Raw genomic sequence first — 24,403 nt, 5'->3', positions numbered from 1 at the left:
TTTAGAAAAATGCGTAATAGATTTGGGAAAATTTCTTATGGATTTTTAGGTTCACAAGTACTGGTTTTTATCCTCTCTCTTGTCTATCAGCAGAGCATAACTTTGCTCAGTTATATAAATATTTCTTTTTACATTGCAAGCATCCTGCTTTTTTCATCACTTATCGTCTATACGGTCAATTCAGGTTTCTTTGATGCAATTTCTTATTCATTCAGGATCGTTTTTGCTGGCAAAGAAGAAGGAGAGAAGAAAAAGTCCTTTGATGAGATGACGCCTTTATCCGAACTGGTCACCCTCAATGCGAACCCTCTTCTTATGGTTGGACTGTTAGACTTTATCCTGATGCTTGCTGCACTGTACGTTTATTATTTGTAAAAACCCTCCTGTTATTCTTGCTTATCTTTGAGGATTTGATTTATAATCATTTTTAATAAAACTTTAAAAGCAATGATGAAGAGTAGTACAATTGTTCAAGGCTTTCAGAGAGTTTGTGGTTGGTGGAAACAAACAGCCTGGCATTTGGAATGGACTTTTGAGCTTCTGGTTTGAACTTAAGTAAATCCAGACGTAATCCTGCGTTAAAGGAATCCATGCTTCACTGGCATGGGCAGAGTGACTCATTCGTGAGTAATTAGGGTGGCAACACGGACCATTCGTCCCTACAAATTAGGGACGAATGGTCTTTTTTGTGTTCTTTTGTCTTCTTACTGCGGTGTTAGTTTATTTTCATGCAAACATCTTCAAGCAAAATGAGCACAATATATATACTTATAGGAGGAATTTATTATGGAGACTATTTTTTCTGGCATCCAGCCGAGCGGCACAATTACACTTGGCAATTATATCGGCGCAATGAAGCAATTTACAGAACTGCAGGATGAATATAACTGTTACTTCTGTATTGTAGACCAGCACGCGATCACCGTTCCGCAGGACCGTATACAGCTTCGCAAAAATATCAAGAGTCTTGCTGCATTGTATATCGCTTCAGGGATTGACCCTGAGAAAGTAACTTTATTCATCCAGTCCGAAGTGTCGGCACACGCTCAGGCAGGATGGATGATGCAATGCGTTGCCTATATAGGTGAGCTTGAAAGGATGACCCAATTCAAGGATAAATCAACTGGAAAAGAAGCTGTCTCAGCTGGTCTTTTAACCTATCCTCCGCTAATGGCAGCCGACATCCTTCTATATAGTACGCATCTCGTACCAGTAGGCGAAGACCAAAAGCAGCATCTAGAGCTCACAAGAGATCTGGCTGAACGTTTCAATAAGAAATACAATGACATTTTTACGATTCCAGAAGTTCGTATTGCTAAAGTCGGAGCAAGAGTCATGTCATTGCAGGATCCATTGAAGAAAATGAGTAAGTCAGATCCGAACAGCAAGGCATTCATCTCAATGCTCGACGAACCGAAGCAAATCGAAAAGAAGATCAAGAGTGCTGTAACTGACTCAGAGGGCATCGTAAAATATGATAAAGAGAACAAGCCTGGCATCTCCAACCTCTTGTCTATCTATTCTATTTTGACCGGCAAAGCAATTGCTGATATTGAAAAAGAATATGAAGGTAAAGGTTATGGAGATTTTAAGGGAGACCTTGCGAAGGTTGTTGTCGACGTCATTGAACCAATCCAGAAAAAGTATTACGAGCTGATCGATTCAGCAGAGTTGGATGAAATTCTTGACCAGGGTGCTGAAAAAGCAAACCTTGTTGCAAACAAAATGTTAAAGAAAATGGAGAATGCGATGGGCCTGGGGCGCAAGCGTAAGTAATAATAAGACGGAGCTGACAATGTGTCAGCCCCGTTTTTTCGTAATAATTATCAATTTACTTTAGGGCCGTGCTCCATTTCCCAAAGTTTTTCGAAAAAGGATTGTCCTTTGATAATGTTTTCGCAGAATTTCTCGTGTTTATGTGACCAGCCATACTTTGTTTCTTCATATAATTGCTCCCACACTTCTTCAAATGTGAGGCGTTGAATTTCTTCATATAACTCAGGTTTCCATTCAGTGAACCAGTAGCGGACTTCAGCCACATTTTTAGAAGAACTCAGCTGGTCCATGGCCATGAACAATAATTGCTTCAACTGTCTTTCCTTACGTGTCAACCCTCTCATTAAATCCGGAGAAGGGGACAAGATATGGAAATCTTTTAAAGCACTTTGATCATTGAATCCATAATGGATGGTATCCTGGTTTTCGATCATTTCATACACAAGCTGCTCCTGACGCGGGATAAGACGGCTTTTGCGAATCGGGATATTGTATCCAATTGTATCAACTGCCAAAATCCCTGTCCCATCCGATACAACGAAACAGTAATCAAGCTGTGTGCGTTCATGGTTTTTCCTCAAGTATGCCTTACGGTAAATGTCATCCAGAAGCTGTTGAGGCAACTCTGATAAATCATTCTCAATGTAATTAAATAACAGATGGTCAATTTTCAGGAGCGGCACCTGGTCAAGTAACTCAACACCATCGTCCTTTCGCCATTCGTGGAAATGGCAGACATTATAGCCGTTCTCTTCCCCTTCGAACCAGTTTACCCAGACATCATGAAGATACAACATGATTTATAACCCCTCACTTCAAGAAACTGTTTGTCCATCAGTATGGGCAGCACTAAGTAAAATTATTCCTTAAAAGGAAGATCAATTTATATCATCATTATGTGGCCAATAAATGCTTAACCAGATGGTCCCTATCCCCGCCGGTAGGAGATAACATTCCACCCTCCTCGATATGAAGGAGAGATACTCATCAACACCGTGCCCTGCAGTAATCATATTCAAGTAAGCGATCGTACTTATACCCCCGGATACAGCCAGTCCAAAACCAATCGTCAAAACAAACAATCTAAAAATCATCAGATTGACCCTTTTCATAACAGAAATTCACATCACACACTTCTCTCACCCCGGCCTGTCCATTTTTATCATATATATGAAGGAAGCTGGTGAGAAAGTACCGATAGCTTATCTTTTAGGGAATTTAGGAATATATTCAATTTTTAAGGAAAAACTGATTTCCTTTAAGGAATATATTGAGATTTTAAGGAATATTAAGGCCGAATTCAGGAATATATCAAGCCTTTAAGGAATATCCGGTTTTTGTCATATAATCTCCACAATTAAACATAGGAAATCTCAGCAAATTAGAGAATTCATTCCTATAAACCATGTAAGGGAGAGATGATTTTGTTTTATAAAAACAGAGACATACCTTTTAAACTGAAAGCCGAAGAAGCCTTAATCCGTCGACTTCATAAGAATCACCTGAAACTGCCAATCATAGAAGAAGAATACCGAAAAAGACTGGCGGGAATTAGAGGTGAAAAAGAACTGGATTACCAATTATCACATCTAACCGATCATAACTACCTGATCCTTAATGACCTCAGATTACAGCAAAACGGCCACTTTTTTCAAATCGATTCCCTCCTGATTTCCCCTCCTGTTTCTTTTATTATTGATTCCAAAAATATTGCCGGAATAATCGTGTTTGATCATGAATTCAGCCAGTGCGTACGAATCTTTAACGAAAAAGAAGAAGGCATACGCGATCCATTCTCCCAAGTACAAAGACATATTAGTTTGTTATCAAAGTGGCTAAATGAACATAAACTACCGACATTAAAAATGGAGTACTTGGTTGCTATATCAAGATCTTCAACCATTATAAAATCAAAAGGATCAAATCCTTACAATAATTTTCGAGTTGTACATGCTGACCATATTTTATCCAGGATCTCCGAACTAGAAAAACGTTATCCGAAAGAAATAATTACTACTAAAGAGATTAAAAGAATAGCAAAACAGCTGGTGAAATTTCATGTGCCTTTTAAACCCAATATTTTTGAAACCTATTCTATCGATCCTAATGATGTAAAGAAAGGAGTTCAATGTCCACAATGTATGACCATCCCCATGCAAAAAGTCCATGGCAGCTGGTATTGCCCTGCCTGCCATACTTCATCAAAAATAGCCCATATTCCCGCACTAAGTGATTTTTATTTCCTCTATGGCCATAACATTACACTTAGCCAATTTTCCGATTTTTTATTGTTTCCGATTTCAAATAGGAAGTCAGCCTCTTCTTTCTTGATTTCACTCAGCCTTCCCTATGTCGGTTCAAAAAAAGGGCGGGTCTATGACCTTACCCCTCTAATAGAAAGATAGCCAAAATAAAAAATCTACCTTTGTATGGTAGATTTTTTAACGGCGTGATCTTGGATTCAATGCATCTTTTAAGCCTTCACCTACGAAGTTGATTGACAAGATCGTGAGTGTGATGGCAAGAGCTGGTGGAATCCAGATCCACGGCTTTCCCTGTAATACGTCTGGTTCATTTGCGAATGCAAGCATGTTACCCCATGATGGAATTTCGGATGGGACACCGAATCCTAAGAAGCTTAGTCCTGTTTCTGCGACAATCATGGAAGCGAACAGGATTGTTGCCTGTACGATGATTGTTGAAAGGACGTTTGGAAGTAAATGCTTTGTGATTACTTTGAATGGTGAACATCCGATTGAGATGGAAGCAAGAATGTATTCATTCTCCTTTTCAGCCAAAATCTTGCTTCGGACGATCCTCGCTACCCCGCCCCAGCTCAGCAAGCTGATAACCATAATCAGGATAACAAGACCATTGATTTTACCATGGAAAATTGTAGCCAATACGATAACGAATACCAGGAACGGGAAGTTCAAGACGAAATCAGTAAATCGCATGAGCATGCTGTCAACAATTCCACCGAAATATCCTGCGATTGATCCTACAATGGTTCCAAAAATGATTACGAATAGTGTACAGCTAATACCGACTAAGAGTGATACCCTTCCGCCGTATAACAATCTGGTAAAAACGTCACGCCCGTTTTTGTCCGTTCCCAACCAGTTCTCTGCAGATGGCTTTAAGGACATCGAGCCAATGTTGATTCTTGTGATATCTGTTGTTGTAATGTATGGAGCCAGAAAAGAGACGATCATTACGAAAATCAAGAAGATCAAGCTTGTCATCGCCAATTTGTTTTTCATGAATTTCCTTCTAGCGATGGCCCAAGGAGACAGGCCTTTTTCCGGCTTCAGGTTAATCTGTGTATTATTTGATGTAGAAACTTCCATAGCCATCCTCCTTAATCAAGCCTGATCCTTGGATCAACGATTCCATATAATATGTCTGCAACAAGGTTTCCAAACAGTGTCAAGAATGAAAACATCATAGTCAAAGTCATTAAGACTGGATAGTCTCTTTGACTGACAGAGTTCAAGAATAATTGACCAATTCCCGGATAAGTGAAGATTGTTTCAGTGATGATTGCTCCACCGACCAATGCAACGATGTCGAATCCCAGGAAAGTAATCAGCGGGATAATAGAATTACGCAAGATATGCTGATTATAGATTTTCTTTTCAGGTGTTCCCTTTGCACGTGCCGTTCTTACAAAATCCTTACGGCTGTTTTCTATAATGTCATTACGCAGGAATTGCGTATAGCTTGCAGTACTCAATAAACCTAATACTAGTGCTGGTAAGAAAACATGATGAATTCTGCTTAACCAATATGCAGCTGTACCTTCTGTTGTGGAAATGTCCACGGAACCGTTTGAAGGGAACCAGCCTAATGTGAATGAGAAAAAATAGATTGCGAACACCCCTGCAACAAATGAAGGAAGTGCCAGTCCTATATAGTTGGCGGTACCTATGACATTATCGCCGAGTGTATATGGCTTCCTGCCGGCATAAATACCCATTATAAACGCAAGAATATAAGTGATTAAAATACTCGAAAAACCTAGGAATATCGTATTCGGCAAACGTTCTCCAATGATTTCACTTGCTGGGATTTTATAACGGGTTGATTTCCCGAAGTCTCCCTGCATGAAGTTTGTTATCCAAGTAAAATATTGAATATGGACAGGGTCATTGTAACCAAGCTTTTCGCGCATCTCTTCTATGTATGCCGGATCCGTATTGTTCGGATCGATTTCCCCACTTAGTGAGTCCCCTGGCATAAGTTTCGCCAGGGAAAACACTACAATGGAGATAAGGAAAAGCATAGGAATCATGCCGAGTATGCGTCGTAAACTGTATTTAAGCATATGCATTCTCCTTAACTGAATAGGTGGGGCTTAATGATTATTGCTTGATCCACCATTCATGAGGTGAGTTAGAGCCAGAAACATCGAACTTAACGCCTTGAACACGCTTAGAAACAGCCATTACTTCTTCTAGCTCAAGGATTGGAAGTGCTGGAACTTCTTCGTTGAAAATCTTTTGCCAGTCAGCATAAAGCTTTGCACGCTTCTCAGTGTCAGTTCCTACTACTTCTAGGTCAACAGCGTCTTCTAGAAGTTTTTGAGCATCTTCATTTACCCAACGTGGGTAGTTCCAAACAGATTCGATACCCCAAAGTGGTAGTGGATCTGGATCTGAACCAGTTCCCCATCCGCCATAGAATACTTCTAGAGCTGGGTCATCTTTTTCAAGTTGATCGTAGTAAAGGTTAACATCAGTCATTTGAAGCTCAGATTTCAAACCAACTTCTTCCCAGTACTGAGTCATAGCTTTAGCACGTGCTTCGAAAGTTGGGTTACCAGTTGCATAGTGAGAGAACTTAACAACGAACTTCTCGCCTTTTGGATCTTCACGGAATCCGTCTCCATCCTTATCTACGTAACCAGCTTTATCAAGGATTTCTTTCGCTTTTTCCGGGTTGTACTCATATTGTACAGGCATATCTTTGTTATCTGCAGCAATCCAGTGTGCAGATGGGATTGGACGGTTAAGCGGCTGTCCTAGTCCGCTGAAGAAAGCTTTAACCCACTCTTCGCGGTTGATTGCGAAAAGCATAGCCTGACGCAATTCTTTGCTTGCGTACTTGTCTTTATCCATTACGTTTTTCTTACCATCGTATTTACCAAGCTTGAAGCCAATGTAGTAGTATGATAAGCCAGGGAATCTTACCACTTCAACGTTATCAAGAGCTTCGATTTCAGGAAGAACTGTTGGGTGGAATGGAGTCATGTCAAGGCTTCCATTCTTAAGTTCTCCCGTTGTAAGTGAAGTATCGATAACTTTAACGACGATCTTATCTAAGTGAGGTGCGCCTTTCCAGTAGTTTTCGTTTTTAACTAGTTCTACTGATTCACCAGGAATAACCTTTGATACTTTGAATGGACCAGTTCCTACAGGCTTAGTACGGACCTGCTCAGAAGCAGCCATGTCCTTAGGATCGATTCCTTCAAACTCCTTGCGAGAAAGCGGGTAAGCCCACACATTGTCAAGGTTGTTTACACGAGCTTTGTCAAAAGTGATTTTCAATGTGTAGTCATCAACAACTTCAAGACCAGCAATCTTTTCAGTCTTTCCTTCATTGAAATCCTTTGCACCTTCGATTGTGTTGACGTTAGACCAACGCTGGTGTTCTCCACCAAGAGTAGCAATAGTTTCGATAGCGAATACCCAGTCATGAACTGTTAGTTCTTCGCCATTGTGCCATTTTACGCCTTTTTCAAATGTGAATGTGAAAACTTTGTTGTCATCAGTAGTCCAGCTAGCGATGTTTGGTTCTGCTTTAAGGTTTTCATCATAGTCGATCAATGCATCGTCGAAGAATGCGATGATGTCATCGTCTCCGTCAGCATCGTAGAAGTTCCAGTTCAAAAGGCCTTTGAACTCAGAGCTTAAAGCGTAAGTCAATGTACCGCCATCTTGCGGTCCTGTTTCTTCTGCTGCGTTGTCCTTGTCATCATCTTTTGGATCAGTTGTTGTCTTCTCTTTTTCTCCTCCGCTGCACGCAGCAAGGAATGTTGATAAAACCAATACTAGCATAGCTAGCCAAAGCAATGGTTTCTTCATGGTTTTCCCCCCATTTTTCTTATATTTTTTGTAAAAATTATTGCCCTAGTAAAGGTGGCAAGCAACTCGGTGTCCTGGCTTCACCTCCTTTAAAGCTGGCTTCACTTGGGAACACTCTGCCATCGCAGCTGGGCAGCGCGGATGGAATGGGCATCCTGTCGGAGGGTTCAATGGACTTGGCACGTCTCCTTCAAGTACGATCCTTTCCTTCTTCCTGCGCGGGTCCGGCATTGGAATGGCTGAGATCAAAGCCTGTGTATATGGGTGGAGCGGCTCAGCATACATGCTGTTGCGATCGGCAATTTCAACCATATTGCCGAGATACATTACGCCGATCCGGTCACTCATATGCTTAACGACACTAAGGTCATGAGCGATAAATAAGAATGTTAGGTCAAATTCCTTCTGAAGCTCTTTCAATAGATTCAGAACCTGGGATTGAACGGATACGTCCAGTGCTGATACCGGCTCATCTGCGATGATAAGTTTCGGTCTCAGCGCCAGCGCCCTGGCAATGCCGATCCTTTGTCTCTGCCCACCAGAAAATTCATGGGCGTATTTATAATAAGCATCTTCAGGTAGACCAACCTTTGTTAATAAATCCATTACCTCATCTTTAAGATCCGTCATGCTTGCATTCTTGAAGTTTCTTATTGGTTCAGAGACAATGTCTCCAACCATCTGCATCGGATTAAGTGAAGCATAGGGATCCTGGAAGACCATCTGGATATCCTGACGGATCGCCTGGAGTGTCTTGCCTCTTAGTTTAGTGATATCCTTGCCTTCAAAGATAATTTCACCATCGGTTGCATTCAGCAGGCGGATGATCGTTCTTCCCGTTGTAGACTTGCCGCAGCCTGATTCCCCTACAAGTCCCAATGTTTCACCCTTTTTAATTTCAAATGAGACATCATCGACAGCCTTAACATTGCCGATTGTGCGGCGGAAAAAACCACCTTTTACAGGATAATAGGTTTTCAGATTCTTAATTTCCAGCAAATTCTCTTTTTCTACTAAAGTTGTATTGCTCATTATGCCTTAACCCCTTCTTTTGGCATACTTGCTTCATATAGAATGCACGCCACTTCATGTCCTTGCTCGACTTCTCCAAGCTGTGGAGTGATACTTGTACACTCTGGCATTGCTTTCGGACAGCGGTTTGCGAAACGGCAACCAGTTGCCGGCATATTCTTAAGTGACGGGACGATCCCTTTGATCGAGCTTAATTCTTCTTTTTCCTCGTCCATTTTCGGGATGGCACCCATCATCAATTCTGTGTATGGATGCTTCGGATTATAGAAAAGTGTGTCAACATCAGCTCGTTCAACGATGCGGCCTGCATACATTACGATGACTTCATCACACATCTCAGCGACAACGCCAAGATCATGCGTGATCATGATGACTGACATATCATTTACTTCCTGGATGCTCTTAAGCAAATCAAGGATCTGGGCTTGTACGGTTACATCCAGTGCAGTCGTTGGCTCATCGGCAATCAGGAGCTTCGGCTGATTAGCGATTGCCATCGCGATCATAACCCTTTGTCTCATACCCCCGGAAAGCTGGTGTGGATATTCATCAACTATTTTTTCAGGTCGTGATATACCAACGCTTTTCAGCAGCGCAACGCTTTTTTGCCTTGCCTCTGCTTTTGATATTTTTGTATGGTTGAATAACACTTCCTGAAGCTGGAATCCGATTGTGAAAACCGGGTTCATCGATGTCATTGGTTCCTGGAAGATCATCGAGATATCGCGCCCGCGGATTTTGTTCATTTCCTTTTCGGACATTTTTTCCAGGTGGACTCCTTCGAAAACGATTTCCCCGCCACGGATTTTGCCAACCCCTTTTGGAAGGAGCTGCATGACTGAAAGGCTCATAACCGATTTCCCGCACCCTGATTCGCCAACAACCCCGACAATCTGCCGTGGTTTGACAGCAAAACTGACCTTGTCTACAGCGTTATAAAATTCACCATCGATATCAAATGCTGTTTCAAGGTTCTTGACCTCAAGCAAAGGTGCTTCTTTATGTATTGAATAGTTGCTCATTTGGACACCTTCTCACATTTTAAATAATAAAATATTCTGCAAATTCAATATATTTTAATAAAATGTTATTACAGATTTATTACATTTGCAATACTTTTTTTTCAATTGGGAAATTTATAATTTTTCAAAAATAATAAAAAACCCCGTTATAACAGGGTTTTTCCCGCGTTGAAATTTATTGAAATTTTAGTAACTTTGTAAATTCATTGGCAGGAAGCTTAAACGATGCTTTTTCAGTAAAATATCCATGTTGTTTATATTGTTTTACAATTTCATAGCCCATTGCATAGCCTAGAAGCCTAGGCTTGCTCCCTAATCCAAACAAAAGTTCATCATGCTGACGGTCATTCCTCTTGAGTGAAAGCTTTTCTGCAAGCTCATTTTCCCAAAACTCAGCCAAAACTTTTGTCGAATATCGTCTGCTCCAATCTCCTGTATATTTTTCACCGCAATTTTCGGCAACTGCATGCTCTGCAAGACCCTCTAAAATAATTGAATCAAGGAGAGTATATTCCTCAGGGTTTTTCTTTTGTGCCCGCATCCTGCATACATGGTGATATTCGTGGACAAACAATGCTTCCAACTCTTTCTCATCATTTATCGGTGTAAGGAAAATAAACATTTTATCAATGAAGGATAGACCCGATTTTCCTTTCCCTTCCCTCATTAACCTGGCATTCGAATGATCCATAGGAAAGATGAAGATTGGAATGTCCGGACCTTTCCACTTTCTTTTATACTTCATAAAAATTTCTTCTGTCACAGACCAAAATTCCCCTGCATCTAGCTCTTCCAGGGTCTTCCTGGTTCTGGGGTCCGGCTTGTACATGCCAAAGTTCTTTAAATAACCGTATATTTTTTTTGAGTCGACTTCACCTTCAAAATAATCAACCAGCTTTTCACATATCCGTTTCGGACTGTTAAAATCAGTTTCTAACCATCGATCAGTCCTGACTACCCCATTGCTCTCCCTCCGAAGAAAATCACTTTTACAGCTATTCTATGAAAATAAAGGCCATTAGTTCGGGAAAGTCCTGATCATTTTTAAAATTTTCCCAACATGAACAAAAAGCGCTGGAGGACCGACCGGTGATGTCGTTCTTTGACTTCATTGGCAGGACCGAAATCGAAATGTATAGCCGACTGCCCAGAAACGCTGAAACTGGAGACTCCGACAAAGAAGCGCTTTTTTGCTTCTGTCGGCGGAGTTGAAGTTTCGGAGTTTTTAGGAGGCGACACTAGACAAGCGTCTCGAGGAGTTAGGAGCCGCAGCTAGACAAGCGACTCGAGGGGCTAGGCGCTGGAGCTGGATTACGAAAACTACATATGGTTTTCCACAACCTATTAACTTTATAAACTCCTTAACATAGAAAAAGCCAGGATTACCTGGCTTTTATCTAACAGAAGATTACTCTTTGAATAGGTGCTCGCTGTTTATAAAGTTTCGAGTCGTTAAAAATGCTACTCATTTATTTTCGGGTCGAGCGCATCCCTGAGTCCATCGCCGACAAAGTTAAAACAAATGACGGTCAACAAGATCATTAATCCTGGTGCCAGCGGGTACCACCATGATTTTAATAGAATCGTGAAATTTTGTGCGTCCTGTAGCATGTTTCCCCAACTTGCGTCCGGAGGCTGAATGCCTAGTCCCAAATAACTTAACCCTGATTCTGCCAGAATGACATAGCCTACTGCCAATGTGGCTGATACAATGATTGGCCCCATAGCATTGGGCAGGATGTGTGAAAAAATAATCGTATGTGTCCTTGTTCCAATCGTTTTGGATGCTAGGACAAATTCCCTTGACCTTAATGATAGGAACTCACCTCTCACAAGACGGGCAGTAGTTGTCCAGCCTAGCAGGGCGAAAATTAAAATTAGCTTATCCACTCCTGGCTTGAAAATCGTAACGAGAGTAATCAATAAGAAAATGGATGGGATTGATAGTATGATATCTACAAAACGCATGATGATAGCATCTACAATCCCGCCAACATAACCAGCTACAGCTCCAAGAAAGGTTCCGATCGTAATCGAGCCTAACACTGAAGCAAAACCTACCAATAGAGATATTCTTGCCCCATATAAAAGCCTGGAAAATACATCCCTGCCGAATCGGTCGGTCCCAAGCCAATGCTCGCTATTAGGCGGCTGCAATTTTAACAGCAGATTTTGTTTAGAAGGCGAGTATGGCGCGATGACCGGCGCTAAAAGTGCTGCCGTAATAATGATGACCAAGAATAATCCGCCAAAAATGGCAAGCTTGTTTTTGAAAAACTTCCTGACAATGATCCCGAGCATTGTATCCCGCGAGGTTTTGATGCCATGCAAGTCAAGGCTGCCAGAGTTATTTCCAGCTAGATTTGTTTTTGCCATGTTTACCTCCCCTTAATACTCGATCCTTGGATCAAAAATTGCGTAAAGTATATCGGCAATTAGATTCCCGATTACGACAAACACCGATGAAATCACTGTTAAACCCATAAGCACCGGATAATCCCGCTGGAACGCGGAGTCTACGAACAATAAGCCAATCCCTGGCCAGGTGAAAATTTTTTCAACAATGACTGCCCCGCCTATGAAGGAAGGAATCATCAAGCCGAAAATCGTTATGACCGGAATCAGGCCATTACGGAGACCGTGCTTATAAATGACTTTGTTTTCTCTAAACCCTTTCGCTCTCGCAGTCCTCATATAATCCTGTTTAATCACTTCGAGCATGCTCGATCTCGTATACCTAGTCAGTCCAGCCATATCGGCGGAAGCCAAAACAAATGCCGGCATGATTAAATGGTGTATCCTGTCCCATAAGCTGAAAGGAGCGTTCAATGTCGCTACTCCTCCAGTCGGGAACCAGTTGTTCTGAACCGCGAAGACCATGATTAATATCAGGCCCAGGAAGAAGTTTGGGGTTGCGACTCCAAGAAATGATGTGACTGTAACTGAATAATCCAGCTTTGAATACGGTCGTGTAGCAGAAATGACTCCAAATGGAATCGAAATTAACAGGGCCACGAATGTTGAAACGACCATCAGTAAAATCGTATTAGGCATCCTGTTCATAATCATTTCAATTACCGGAACACCTTTGCGGATAAGCGAAGTACCAAAGTCACCCTGAAGCATGGCCCCCAGCCACTTTAAATACTGAATATGGACAGGATCGTTAAGCCCGTACCTTTCCATGAACCTTTCCTTATCAGCCGGACTGATCGTTGGGTCCATCATCAGGCTGGCAGGATCACCGGGAGCAAGCTTCATAATTGCAAAGGAGACAATCGTAATCCCTAGCAGCAAAGGAATGGCCATCAGTATTCGGCGAATGATATAAGATAGCATGGCAATTCTCCTTTTAAAATGAAGAGATTATAAGAAAAGCGCAAGCGCCTTGGTCAGCCCCGACAAGCGCTGCCCGCCGATAACGCCACGTCCTCCCAAAAGCTACCGCTTTCGGTCGTGCGATGAATCGCTCCGATGCTTTCCTTGTCCTGTGGCTGGCGGGTCTAGCACATCGTGTGCCTCGGAGGGCAGACCGGTGAAGTCGTTCTTTGACTTCACCTGAGCGGACCGAAGCGACTCGAGCTGCTCAAAGCTAACGCTTCTCGCAAGATACTCCAGGAAGCCTTTACAGGGATGAAAACTGGCTAGGCGCTGGAGCTGGGCAATTCTCGGAGTGAAATTTATTATTTCTGATATTCAAAGTTTGAGAGGGAAGGGATCCCCCTTCCCTCCCATACAGATGATGTGGGTTAATAAATCTAATTTTTTATCCACCACTTGGAGATTTCATAAAAATCATCCTTCGCGTGGAAAACATAGCCTTCAAGATTCGCTGGCATTACCCTGTGGACGTTAGGATAGTACAGGAATGTGTATGGCTGGTCTTCTGCCAGCATCTTATAGATGTCGGCATATGCTGCCTTATATTCATCCTGATCAAGAATCTGTTTTGCTTCTTCCATCAGCTTATCTGCTTCAGGATTTGAGTACCAGACGAAGTTAAGGCCTTCTTCCATCTGGCTCGTGTGGAAAATATCATACTGGTCCGGGAATGTTGACAGGCTCCATCCCAGGACAAGTGCATCATAGTTCCAGTTCGGAGCGGAAATCTGCTCAATGAACGCGCTCCATTCAACGATTTCAGGCTTCGCCTCGATTCCTACTTCCTTCAGCTGTTCCTGAAGGACGACAACGATATCTTCACGGACTTTGTTGCCCTGGTTCGTTTTAACCGTGAATGAGAATTTCTTCCCATCCTTATCAAGGATTCCATCGCCATCAGAGTCTTTCCATCCAGCATCAGCAAGTAATTCCTTAGCTTTATCAACATCATACTCGAATTTTTTAACGTCATCATTATAGGCAAAAGATAGCGGGCTTTCCGGAACGTGTGCCACTTTACCATCACCGTTCATGACAGAGCTGACAATCGCTTCTCTGTCAATTGCATGAGTGATTGCCTGGCGTACTTTCTTGTCTTTAAACAGGTCATTCTTCTGGTTATAGCCCAGGTATGTGTAAGAAAGACCTAAGCCCGATTCTACCTTTACACCTGGGAATGACTTGACTGTTTCGATGTCAGTACCAGGAACGCCTGCTGCAAAATGAATATCGCCAGCCTGGAGCTGCGCAATCATCGCATCCATGTCTGGTACGATTTTGTATGTGAGTGTATCAAGATAAGGACGACCTTTGAAGTAGTCACCGAATGCTTCAACTTTTACATATTCGCCATCCTTCCATTCAACAAATTTGAATGGACCTGTACCAATTGGACTCTTTGTATTGAATTCATGCTCGCCAAGTTCTGCAACAGGGACATCCTTTAAAATATGTTCAGGAAGGATATAGTAGCTCAAGGAAACGGGATAGAATGAAGCATCCTTCTTACTCAGTTTGAACACAACAGTATAATCATCGATTTTTGTTACGGATTCTAATGCCTCGAAAGCTGATCCTCGCTCACCATTATAATCAGGATCTTTCGGAACACTGAAGGTGAACACGACATCGTCTGCTGTGAAATCCTCTCCGTCATGCCATTTGATGCCCTGCTTCAATTTGGCTGTAAAAGTCAGGCCATCCTCAGATGTATCGATGGATTCAGCCATACTGAGTGTCGGGTTGAATTCAGTATCTGAAGATACAAGACTGTCAAAAATGAACCCCTCAATGTCAGAGCTTGACGAGTCAGTAGAGTAAAGCGGGTTGAAAATCGTTGGAGCACCAGTGGAACCAATAATTAAGTCCCCGCCTTGCTGCGGCCCTGATGCCTCCTCTTCTTTCTTGCCGTCATCTCCAGGAGTTTCTTTAGGATCCTCAGCTGTATTCCCTGAACACGCAGTCAGGAACATCGACAAGATCAAAGTAAGGCTAATCAACCACCAAGAAGCTTTTTTAAATTTCACTTCATTTCCCCCTTAAGTTTTTTACTAGGTTTTTTATTTGCCATTTCATTTACGGAATCCATTTTTGTTATTCGCATCTGCTAATGCATTCTTACAAGCTTCCAGACTGATTTCGGAATACATTAATACTCGTTCAACAACAAAGTTTACGTAAATAGCCTTAAACAATAGAAAGGTGCTGGTATCTCCTCCTTTCAAGTCCTGCTCCTGCCCTATGTATACAGATGGCAGGCAACAAAATGGTTGTTCTTGACTTCTTTGAAGTCAGGGTTCACTTGTTTGCAAAGGTCAAATGCAGCTGGACACCTTGTATGGAAGACACACCCTTTTGGCGGGTTTGCCGGGCTTGGCAGCTCACCTTTTAAAATAATCCGTTCCCTCTTTATGACACCTTTCTTTCTAGGCACCGGCACAGCCGACAGCAATGCCTGCGTATATGGATGGAGCGGTTCTGCGTAAAGCTCTTTTTTTGAAGCAAGCTCCATCATTTTTCCAAGGTACATAACTCCTACCCTGTCGCTTATATGCCTGACAACACTTAGGTCATGCGATATAAAGATATAAGTAAGACCGAATTCTTCCTGCAGGTCCTCCATCAAATTGATAATTTGTGCCTGGATTGAAACATCCAATGCTGACACAGCTTCATCGGCAATGATCAGTTCAGGGTTCAATGCCAGCGCCCTTGATATCCCGATTCTTTGCCGCTGTCCGCCTGAAAATTCATGTGGATACCGATTGATGAATGAAGCATTGAGTCCGACCTTCTCCAACAGACTTTCAACTTTTTCATCCCTCTCTTTGCTTTTATACAGATGATGGGTATCAAGAGGCTCCCTGATGATTGACCTTAGTGTTTTCCTTGGGTTAAGGGAAGCGAATGGATCCTGAAAAATCATCTGGATGTTTTTGCGTACATCCTTTCGAAGCTCACCTTCAGATAAATGGGAGATATCCCTGCCATTGAAAATGATCTTTCCATCGGTAGGTTCATAGAGTCGGATAACGGTCCTGCCGACTGTTGATTTGCCACATCCTGATTCTCCAACGATTCCTAATGTCTCACCTTTATTCACCTTCAGATTTATTCCATCGACTGCCTTTATATGACCAACTGTCTTTTGCAGCAAGCCGGATTTTATGGGAAAGTGTTTTCTTACATCCTGTAATTCAAGCAAGATTTCAGAGCCATTCTCCGATGAATTCTTTTCCATGGTTTCAGTTGGCGATATCATTGCTTCACCTCCTTGCTATCATGTAGGAAGCACCTTACAGAACGATTGGCGTATTTTCTCACAAGCTCTGGCATTTCACTGAAACAGCGCTCAAAGGCATGCGGGCAGCGAGGCGCAAAACGGCAGCCTGATGGGAGATTTTCAGGCGACGGAACATTTCCTTCAATAGAAGCAAGCCGTGAATGGTCCTCGTCTATCGATGGGATGGAACCCATAAGACCACTGGTATAAGGATGCAGCGGATTTTCAAATAGATCTTCCACCATTGCTTCTTCTACTACCTGCCCTGCATACAGGACGACGACTCGATCAGCAACTTCAGAAACCACTCCCAGATCATGGGTGATGATAAGGATTGAGGTTTCAAACTTTGTGCTCAACTCCTTCATCAAGTCCAATATTTGCGCCTGTATGGTCACGTCCAATGCAGTTGTCGGCTCATCCGCTATCAATAGCTTAGGGTTGCAGCTCATCGCCATCGCAATCATCACTCTCTGGCGCATCCCCCCCGAAAGCCGGTGCGGATAATCATTGATGATTTCCTTCGCACGGGAAAAACCAACCAACTCCAGCATCTCAACTGCCTTTTTCTTCGCCATGGCATTATTCAAGCCCTGATGGTATGTCAGGACTTCCATGATTTGATCACCGATGGTAAGTACAGGATTGAGCGAGGTCATAGGTTCCTGGAAAATCATCGATATATCATTCCCGCGGATTTTGCACATTTCTTCCTCGCTGGCTTTGACAAGATCCCGGCCATCAAAATGGATCTGCCCGTCCACAATTTCTCCGGGAGGACTAGGTATCAATCGCATAATCGATAGAGAGGTAATACTCTTTCCAGATCCTGATTCCCCTACCAATGCGACAGTTTCCCCTCTATTGATGACTAAATCAACTCCATCAACTGCTGGAATCATTGTCTTTTTCCTTTTAAAATAGGTTTTAAGATTCTTTAGTTCCAATAAGGCTGTCACGTTTCTTGTACACCGCCTATTCCAATGAAATTGATATTAAGAGAAATGACTTTCTGACCAAGTAAAAGATTCTGATAATTATTAATTATTAGAAAGAGCGTTCTTTTATTACACTTTCATTACTTTTTTATGTGCAATATTTTATAAGTGTTAGGAAAAATGTACTTTTTGCAGGTGAATTGTTTTAATTGAAGTCGCTTTTTACTAGTCGCAAATGAGCGAGATAAGAATAGGATTGAGTTTTCGTTTTCTACAATGGAAGTTTTGAGAGGGAGTATGATGAACACTGCTTTTACCCAAATGTGAGTATTGAAACTTTCTCGGGCAATGCAGGGACTCTGCTTTTACCCAAATATGGAGATTGGGAGCTTTTTCGGACAATGCAAGGACTCTGCTTTTACCTACTAAAGGGGTAATAAAAAAAAGCAGAAACCCTATAATCAAATAGAGTTTCTGCTAGTAGAAGAATTTAACTTCTTCCCCGTCTTATTCATTAAGCATCATATTTTCTAAATGCAATTGTCGCATTATGTCCGCCGAAGCCTAGTGAGTTGCTGATTGCTGCATTTACCTGTTGCTTACGTGCCTCGTTAGGCACATAATCCAGGTCACAATCTGGGTCTGGTGTTTCCAGGTTGATAGTTGGTGGCAGGATTCCTTCTTTCAAAGCAAGAATCGTGAAAATTGCTTCGATACCGCCTGCTGCTCCGAGCAGGTGCCCTGTCATCGATTTTGTTGAGCTTACTGCAAGCTTATACGCCTGCTCCCCAAAAACTGACTTGATGGCCATTGTTTCGTATTTATCATTATATTCAGTGCTTGTTCCATGGGCATTGATATATCCTACTTCTTCTGGAGCAAGGCCTGCATCGTCAAGTGCCATTTTCATCGCTCTTGCCCCGCCTTCTCCTTCAGGAGCTGGCGCGGTAATATGATATGCATCTCCGGTAGCACCGTAACCAACGATTTCAGCATATATTTTAGCTCCACGGGCCAGTGCGTGTTCTAAATCTTCAAGGACAACAATGCCTGAGCCCTCACCCATGACAAATCCATCACGATTTTTATCAAATGGCCTGCTCGCTTTTTGTGGATCCTGGTTAGTAGATAGAGCTGTATTTGCACAAAAGCCTGCAAAAGACATTTTCGTGATTGGCGCTTCTGCTCCTCCAGTAACCATCACGTCAGCGTCGCCGCGTTGGATGACCTTAAAGGCATCCCCGATTGAGTTGGTACCTGTCGCACATGCTGTGACTGTACAAGAATTAAAGCCTCTTGCGCCCAGTGTGATGGATACCTGTCCTGTAGCCATATCAGGAATCATCATTGGCACAAAGAATGGGCTTACTCTGCGGTAGCCCCTATTCATGAATGTTTCATGCTGCTGCTCGAATGTCTCCATCCCGCCAATTCCTGACCCAATCCATACACCGACCCTAGGAGCATTGTGATCTGTGATTTCCAGACCAGAATCTTTTACTGCCATCAATGAAGCGGCAACTGCATAATGAGTAAAACGATCCATCTTCCTAGCATCTTTGCGATCGATAAAGTTTTCAACATTAAATTCTTTTACTTCCGCCGCAACCTTAGCAGGAAAGTCATCTGCATTCAGTCTTGTGACCGGTCCGATTCCGGAAACACCCTCAATGATGTTTTTCCATGTAGTTTCCGCGTCATTCCCTATAGGAGTGACAGCTCCGATTCCAGTAACTACAACTCTGCGTTTATCCATTCTAATTGCATCTCCTTTTAACTAGACTCTTATTTTATATAGAGTTCAACTTATGTGATTTATTTACCCCAGCGCATAGCAATCGCGCCCCATGTCAAACCGCCGCCAAATCCAACCATGACAACTAAATCGCCATCCTTGATTTTTCCTGCTTCCAGTTCTTCAAAAAGCGAGATTGGAATAGACGCGGCTGATGTATTTCCGTATTTATGGACTGTCTTAGACATTTTTTCAACCGGCAGCTCCAGTCGCTGGCGGGCTGATTCCATAATTCTAATATTTGCCTGGTGGGGAATCAAGAAATCGACGTCCTCTTTTGAAAGCCCTGCTTTTTCAAGAACGTTAATGCTGCTCTCGCCCATTTGCCTGACAGCAAATTTAAAAACTTCCCGCCCGTTCATCACAATGTAATCTTCCTGGTATAGATGCTTCCCGCCAGAGCCATCAGAACCCAATTCAAACGAAAGAACTCCTTTGCCCTCCGAAACAGGTCCCATAACTACCGCTCCAGCACCATCACCAAATAAAACAGCTGTATTGCGATCGTTCCAGTCGGTGATCTTGGACAGCTTTTCTACACCTACTATTAAAACATACTTATAAGCACCTGATTCTATAAATTGTTTCGCCGTAACCATCCCATACATGAAACCGGCACATGCAGCACTCACGTCCATCGCTGCTGCTTTTTTCGCCCCCAGTTGATCCTGGAGCATACACGATACTGTTGGAAAAGGCTGATCAGGTGTAACAGTTGCCACAAGAATCAAGTCGAGGTCCTCAGCTGATATCCCAGCATTGCTGATTGCTTCAACAGCAGCACGGTAGGCTAAATCCGATGTTTCTATATCGTCGCCTGCTATTCTTCTTTCTTCAATCCCCGTCCTTGTCCGGATCCACTCATCCGAAGTATCCATTCTCTTTTCCAAATCAAGGTTTGTCACAATATTCTCCGGCAAGTACCGGCCAACCCCAGTTATCCCTGCATTCATGGGATCCATCTCCTTTTATCTTGTATTATTTCTATATTTCTCTAAATTTTTATTATCAATTATTATGACTTGGTACTAATTTTATCAGAAACTGCTCTTTCACTGCAACTGAAAATTAAGAAATCCGCACCTGCCCTAGTCCATATGGCCAGACAAATCATAAAATGACAGTGAAGACCAATGTTTTTGGGCCGTATTTGACGCCCTAAAAGCAATTGAAATAAGCCAGTCTAATCAGTTTCTTACGAAAAATAGGAAAAAGAAAGGTGGGAGTGAAAATGGAGGATGGAAGATCCAGGGACCTATTTGGTTTTAAGCTAAAGAGAGAGAATGATGAAGGTTCCGATCAACAAGAACAGGAGTATACCCATTTCGACCAATTCATGTTCGGGCGTCCCAGCAATAAAGAAGAAGAAAGCGAGCAAAGTGTGAAAAATAATTCTCCCCTCAACAAGTACCTGGGACAAATTGATTTAGATGAAGTGATGTACCATGTAGATACATTGATCACATCAGCCAGAGAGCTCAAGCCACTAGTGGGCAAGGTAAGGCCACTTTTTGACCATTTCATAGAAAAAAATAAAAGCTGAGGCGCTCCTCAGCTTTTTTCTGTATATGTTATTCTTTTGCGGCATCAGCTTTTCCCAGCTCGTAAGCTTCGTTCATTACATTTGTGAAAAGCGTGAAAAATGGCTGCAGGTTGTCCATTGTCAATTCAATGCCTGCCTCCTGAAGTTTTTGCTGTGCTTCCGGAAGATACTTCATGGCGATTTGCATGAACTCCATTGTTTTGTCATTATTTTGCATGTATATTGCCTCCTCTAGTCTTAATCATTGGTTTGGTAATTTGCCGGTTTCTTTATAAGTATTGATATACGTGCTCAATTTTTTCCTATAATCCGAATCGACTTGTGGGCTGAACTTACCGAGGGAAATAACTCCGTCCTGAAAGTCGAATGATAAATTACCCGACTTCAGGTCTCCGTTATTGAATTTTTTAGCCGACAATTCATACAAGTCGTCAACATGCTGGACAGTACTCGTTAAAACTGTCGACTCACCGAAATCAGACTGGTCTGAAATATAGCCTATTACATATAACCCCTTGTCCTTCACCCTTTCAATGATGGGCACATTGAACCCATCACCAGCTGGATAAATGACATCAGCCCCCTTAGCCAAAAAATCATCAAGTACATCAAGCGCTTTCTCCTGGTCATCCCAGTGGCCTACATATCGTATGTCGACCTTCATATCCTTGTTTTCAAACATCGCACCATCATAAAAGCCTTCCACTTCTGGCTGCCATTCAAATGCTGCAATGATTCCGACTCTGCCGGTTTCAGACATGTGGCTCGCGACCATTCCGCCAAAAAAGCCCATGGCATATGCCTTGAAGTTTAGACTTGTAGTATTTTTTGTCCTGGCATCTCCATTAAAACTGATGAAATGTATGTCAGGGTATTTCCCTGAAATCTTATTGAAATAGGCAGCGTACTCATTTCCATGTCCATATATAAGGTTAACACCCTGCCGGTTGAACTCCCTCACTGCAGCTTCTACGGCTTCCTGTGAATCCATGCCTTCTTTGAAAAAGACATCAACTCCCAGGCTGGATTGGATTTTCAGAAGTCCTCGATACCCTTTCGTCCCCCACACCTGATCATTAATAGTTTCAGGCACCAACAGACCGACTTTCTCCACCTTGCCTGTTGCAAGAGGTTGTCCGCATCCCCCAAGCAAAAGAAGGCTTAACAATATTAGCCCGAAACGTTTCAGCATCCGATGCATCTCCTTTTTGCGCCACTGTGCAAATCCTTTAAATCATTCAGTGTTCGCTTTATTAAAATGGAACCGATTAAAAGAATCTTTTACCATTTTACTCTCTGGAGTATAACTTTGAAAAGTAGTTTATCGAAATTCGCTTAGACTCTGCTGTCCTGTATCCGGGTAAATTGCTCCTTTTGCCTGCTTAACCCCTTGCTGATTTGCTCATTTTGTTCTACTGGCCTGACTTGGATTGACCCTTTAATTACTGGTGTCTTAACTTCTTTCCTAAGTATTGCAGCTTCCTTGCCAAGTAGCTCCTCTGCACATTGCAGCCATCTGCCCTGTTCTCCACTCGATAGTATATACTGGCCCTGGTGGCCTGATTCAGCCATTTCTTTTATCGTTTTTACTGCATCATCAATATACAAACAATCATGCGTCCATTCCCATTGTCCAATGTCAGGAATTTTCCTGTCATCAATTGAAGAAAGAGTCATCGTTTGCTGAAAAAAACAATCCTCCGGCTGCCAAGGACCATAAATGGTCGGCAAATAGATTGTTAGAAGTGTGGATTCCCGGCTGCTGATAAAATGGCTAATTTTTGTATCTGCCTCTCTCAATTTCACATTTTCTTGGGCAAAGTATGCAGGCAGTATGACAGCTGTCGGCAGCCTTTTCAAATGACGGTTTTCTAATTTGGTTAAAAGTGCTTCCACTATATCATCTGTACCCTTCCGTGTCTGAAGCGATCCAAATAAAGTCACAAACAGAAAACCTTTTGCTCCCTCAACTTCCCAGTCTTTCAGACCAATTTCTGTGAAGTTGGCATTCCTGCCGATTTCCAGGCGTTTTTCCTCTGTAAAATAATCTTCTATGTTCCCTTCTGGATCGATACCATCTATCTCAACGCCAAGATCAAGCATATACCGGCACAAGCTATACCCAATAAAATCATATATTCCGAGAATGGTTGCCCTTTCCATTTTAAATTCCTCCTTGCAAATACTCTCTTGTATACTATGAGACTAAAATTAAAAATATTTGCAGGGAGTTATAGGACTTGCTCATGTTTTGTAAAAAATTGAACGATTTGGCTTCCTACCTGCAGCTTTTTTTCTGGCAGTACATAGCTTATCGTAACTGGGAGGTCATCTTTTTCCCATTTAACTGAAAGATCCTTAATGATACTTGACTGCTTATAAGCCCTGTTTCCCGATAAAACCTGAATGATTTTCACTGGCGTTTCTTTATTGAACGCAGGACCAGCAGAGACTCTATCAAGCCTCTCAAGGAGCATGCTCATATCGGTTTCATATGCAGCTTCTAGTTCTGCGATCAGCTTTTTATAAAAAAACTTATTCTCTTTTTCCTGCTCAAGATGCGCACTTAGAGAAAGGATTGGATTAATCAAGACCAGGCTCCTGATATTAAAATCATTAATCGCTAAAAGCTTTAAGGCAACAAGTGCTCCCATACCCTCAGCCACTATATGAAATGAAGTATTCAATATTTCATTACGGACGATATGACTGCACAGTCTCATCGTTAAATCGACAGATTTTTCACTTCCCCAATGCCTTCCATATAAATTTGAATAAAAAACAGTATACCCTTCATTTTTCCATATGTTCAACAATGAACGTTTACCTTCATTCTGCGTCCAGAAGCTGCTGCTGCTGTTCACAAAGTGCCTTTCATCTCCAATCGTCAGGATACCGAAACCATTTGGCCTTTCAGGATAATGGATGACATTCCATTCGGTATCCAGTTTAAAGTTCCGGCTCTCCATCTTACCAACCCCTTCCCTATAGATTATTCATATTACTGTATGTAGTTTAACAGGAAATGAAAGGGGTTTTGCCCATTTTTCCATTTTAATCCCTTGTCTATACTCAAATCTCCATGACTCCGGCAAATTTAATATTGTTAGGTTTGGAAAAATAGAATTGTTCTGTGAAAACGCTTTTCATTTTATTCAAATTTGATTTATAATTTATATGGCTTGTGGTAAGATGAGAAAAGATTTAATAATGTAAGAGGTGAAATTCGTGAAATATTTCTGGACTTTATTCTGGACATTCCTCCTGGTTCTAATGCTTAATTACGTGGCTGGCGCGATGATCGGCGTTGGATTGGACTTAGCTCAAAGCACGATCCTTGCTGTTGTGGCAACAATCATTATCCTTGTGATTCCGGCAGTTCTTCCAAATGGCTCTGAAGAAAAGCACGGCCATTAAATAAGAAAAGCGCAAGCGCTGGCGGGTCTCGCACATCGTGTGCCTCAGAGGGCTGACCGGTGAAGTCGTTCATTGACTTCATTGGGCTGACCGAAGCGACTCTAGGGACTAGGCGCTGGAGCTAGACACT

At 42.3% G+C, this 24,403-nt stretch carries 24 protein-coding genes and 1 other annotated feature; of the genes, 5 read left to right on the top strand and 19 right to left on the bottom strand.

The genetic code is table 11. From position 1 onward, the window contains the following. Positions 1 to 9: 9 nt before the first annotated feature. Both DYI25_RS01435 and trpS read left to right on the top strand, forming a co-directional pair. Complete coding sequence (locus DYI25_RS01435) at positions 10 to 375, top strand: DUF3899 domain-containing protein (RefSeq protein ID WP_213366148.1); 366 nt, start codon at positions 10 to 12, stop codon at positions 373 to 375. A 63-nt stretch (positions 376 to 438) separates the two neighbouring features. Next, positions 439 to 664: a binding site (T-box leader), on the top strand. Between the two features lie 119 nt (positions 665 to 783). Next, positions 784 to 1,776 (top strand): tryptophan--tRNA ligase, encoded by a 993-nt coding sequence (gene trpS / locus DYI25_RS01430; protein WP_213369323.1) that lies wholly within the window; start codon positions 784 to 786, stop codon positions 1,774 to 1,776. A gap of 50 nt (positions 1,777 to 1,826) precedes the next feature. On the opposite strand, the gene DYI25_RS01425 is transcribed toward trpS, so the two are convergent. Further along, entirely contained in the window at positions 1,827 to 2,573 is a 747-nt protein-coding gene (locus DYI25_RS01425; RefSeq protein WP_213366145.1) for a YjbA family protein, read from the bottom strand. A gap of 81 nt (positions 2,574 to 2,654) precedes the next feature. Next, positions 2,655 to 2,870, bottom strand: coding sequence for a hypothetical protein (locus tag DYI25_RS01420; protein ID WP_213366142.1), 216 nt, complete (start codon positions 2,868 to 2,870; stop codon positions 2,655 to 2,657). 330 nt (positions 2,871 to 3,200) lie between these two features. Here DYI25_RS01420 and DYI25_RS01415 point away from each other — a divergent pair, with 330 nt between their 5' ends. Next, positions 3,201 to 4,181: a nuclease-related domain-containing protein gene (locus DYI25_RS01415; protein WP_213366139.1), complete on the top strand. Its 981-nt coding sequence runs from the start codon at positions 3,201 to 3,203 to the stop codon at positions 4,179 to 4,181. A 36-nt stretch (positions 4,182 to 4,217) separates the two neighbouring features. Here DYI25_RS01415 and opp4C (DYI25_RS01410) read toward each other — a convergent pair whose 3' ends face one another. From opp4C (DYI25_RS01410) to DYI25_RS01350, 13 genes are all read right to left on the bottom strand, one after another. Further along, positions 4,218 to 5,126, bottom strand: coding sequence for an oligopeptide ABC transporter permease (gene opp4C / locus DYI25_RS01410; RefSeq protein WP_213366136.1), 909 nt, complete (start codon positions 5,124 to 5,126; stop codon positions 4,218 to 4,220). Between the two features lie 11 nt (positions 5,127 to 5,137). Beyond that, complete coding sequence (gene opp4B / locus DYI25_RS01405; protein WP_102261866.1) at positions 5,138 to 6,103, bottom strand: oligopeptide ABC transporter permease; 966 nt, start codon at positions 6,101 to 6,103, stop codon at positions 5,138 to 5,140. 37 nt (positions 6,104 to 6,140) lie between these two features. After that, positions 6,141 to 7,862, bottom strand: coding sequence for an oligopeptide ABC transporter substrate-binding protein (gene opp4A / locus DYI25_RS01400; RefSeq protein WP_213366133.1), 1,722 nt, complete (start codon positions 7,860 to 7,862; stop codon positions 6,141 to 6,143). Between the two features lie 45 nt (positions 7,863 to 7,907). After that, a complete protein-coding gene (locus DYI25_RS01395; protein WP_213366130.1) occupies positions 7,908 to 8,894 on the bottom strand; it encodes an ABC transporter ATP-binding protein in 987 nt (328 codons plus the stop codon). After that, positions 8,894 to 9,916, bottom strand: coding sequence for an ABC transporter ATP-binding protein (locus DYI25_RS01390; RefSeq protein ID WP_213366127.1), 1,023 nt, complete (start codon positions 9,914 to 9,916; stop codon positions 8,894 to 8,896). The genes DYI25_RS01395 and DYI25_RS01390 overlap by 1 nt, the downstream gene beginning before the upstream one ends. Before the next feature lie 175 nt (positions 9,917 to 10,091). Next, on the bottom strand, positions 10,092 to 10,745 hold the full coding sequence (locus tag DYI25_RS01385) for a DUF2268 domain-containing protein (protein ID WP_213366124.1): 654 nt from the start codon (positions 10,743 to 10,745) through the stop codon (positions 10,092 to 10,094). A 632-nt stretch (positions 10,746 to 11,377) separates the two neighbouring features. Further along, positions 11,378 to 12,217: an oligopeptide ABC transporter permease gene (gene opp4C, locus DYI25_RS01380; protein WP_249745332.1), complete on the bottom strand. Its 840-nt coding sequence runs from the start codon at positions 12,215 to 12,217 to the stop codon at positions 11,378 to 11,380. An 87-nt stretch (positions 12,218 to 12,304) separates the two neighbouring features. Continuing rightward, positions 12,305 to 13,255, bottom strand: a complete 951-nt coding sequence (locus tag DYI25_RS01375) for an ABC transporter permease (protein WP_213366118.1) — start codon at positions 13,253 to 13,255, stop codon at positions 12,305 to 12,307. Between the two features lie 419 nt (positions 13,256 to 13,674). Beyond that, a complete protein-coding gene (locus DYI25_RS01370; RefSeq protein WP_213366115.1) occupies positions 13,675 to 15,324 on the bottom strand; it encodes a peptide-binding protein in 1,650 nt (549 codons plus the stop codon). A 212-nt stretch (positions 15,325 to 15,536) separates the two neighbouring features. Then, positions 15,537 to 16,559 (bottom strand): ABC transporter ATP-binding protein, encoded by a 1,023-nt coding sequence (locus DYI25_RS01365; RefSeq protein WP_274609480.1) that lies wholly within the window; start codon positions 16,557 to 16,559, stop codon positions 15,537 to 15,539. Further along, positions 16,556 to 17,539, bottom strand: a complete 984-nt coding sequence (locus DYI25_RS01360) for an ABC transporter ATP-binding protein (RefSeq protein ID WP_213366112.1) — start codon at positions 17,537 to 17,539, stop codon at positions 16,556 to 16,558. Before DYI25_RS01360 ends, DYI25_RS01365 begins: the two co-directional genes overlap by 4 nt. Before the next feature lie 493 nt (positions 17,540 to 18,032). Beyond that, positions 18,033 to 19,274, bottom strand: coding sequence for a beta-ketoacyl-ACP synthase II (fabF, locus tag DYI25_RS01355; RefSeq protein WP_213366109.1), 1,242 nt, complete (start codon positions 19,272 to 19,274; stop codon positions 18,033 to 18,035). 59 nt (positions 19,275 to 19,333) lie between these two features. Beyond that, a complete protein-coding gene (locus DYI25_RS01350) occupies positions 19,334 to 20,266 on the bottom strand; it encodes a beta-ketoacyl-ACP synthase III (RefSeq protein WP_213366106.1) in 933 nt (310 codons plus the stop codon). Positions 20,267 to 20,544: 278 nt separating this feature from the next. Here DYI25_RS01350 and DYI25_RS01345 point away from each other — a divergent pair, with 278 nt between their 5' ends. After that, a complete protein-coding gene (locus DYI25_RS01345; protein ID WP_213366102.1) occupies positions 20,545 to 20,856 on the top strand; it encodes a hypothetical protein in 312 nt (103 codons plus the stop codon). Between the two features lie 28 nt (positions 20,857 to 20,884). Here the strand turns inward: DYI25_RS01345 and DYI25_RS01340 are convergent, their stop codons facing one another. The 4 genes from DYI25_RS01340 to DYI25_RS01325 form a co-directional block, all read right to left on the bottom strand. Then, on the bottom strand, positions 20,885 to 21,073 hold the full coding sequence (locus DYI25_RS01340; protein ID WP_213366099.1) for a ComZ family protein: 189 nt from the start codon (positions 21,071 to 21,073) through the stop codon (positions 20,885 to 20,887). A gap of 24 nt (positions 21,074 to 21,097) precedes the next feature. Then, complete coding sequence (locus DYI25_RS01335) at positions 21,098 to 22,048, bottom strand: BMP family ABC transporter substrate-binding protein (RefSeq protein WP_213366096.1); 951 nt, start codon at positions 22,046 to 22,048, stop codon at positions 21,098 to 21,100. A 143-nt stretch (positions 22,049 to 22,191) separates the two neighbouring features. Beyond that, positions 22,192 to 23,019, bottom strand: a complete 828-nt coding sequence (locus DYI25_RS01330; RefSeq protein ID WP_213366094.1) for a hypothetical protein — start codon at positions 23,017 to 23,019, stop codon at positions 22,192 to 22,194. Between the two features lie 68 nt (positions 23,020 to 23,087). Next, positions 23,088 to 23,825, bottom strand: coding sequence for a hydrolase (locus DYI25_RS01325; RefSeq protein ID WP_213366091.1), 738 nt, complete (start codon positions 23,823 to 23,825; stop codon positions 23,088 to 23,090). Positions 23,826 to 24,084: 259 nt separating this feature from the next. Here DYI25_RS01325 and DYI25_RS01320 point away from each other — a divergent pair, with 259 nt between their 5' ends. Further along, positions 24,085 to 24,273, top strand: coding sequence for a YjzD family protein (locus DYI25_RS01320; RefSeq protein WP_213366088.1), 189 nt, complete (start codon positions 24,085 to 24,087; stop codon positions 24,271 to 24,273). Positions 24,274 to 24,403 lie beyond the last annotated feature (130 nt).

This window comes from Mesobacillus boroniphilus (assembly GCF_018424685.1).
In the GTDB taxonomy this organism is placed as follows: Bacteria; Bacillota; Bacilli; order Bacillales; family Cytobacillaceae; genus Mesobacillus; species Mesobacillus boroniphilus_A.
Note: the sequence above shows the minus strand (reverse complement) of the source record. Positions and strands in the feature narration are given on the sequence as shown.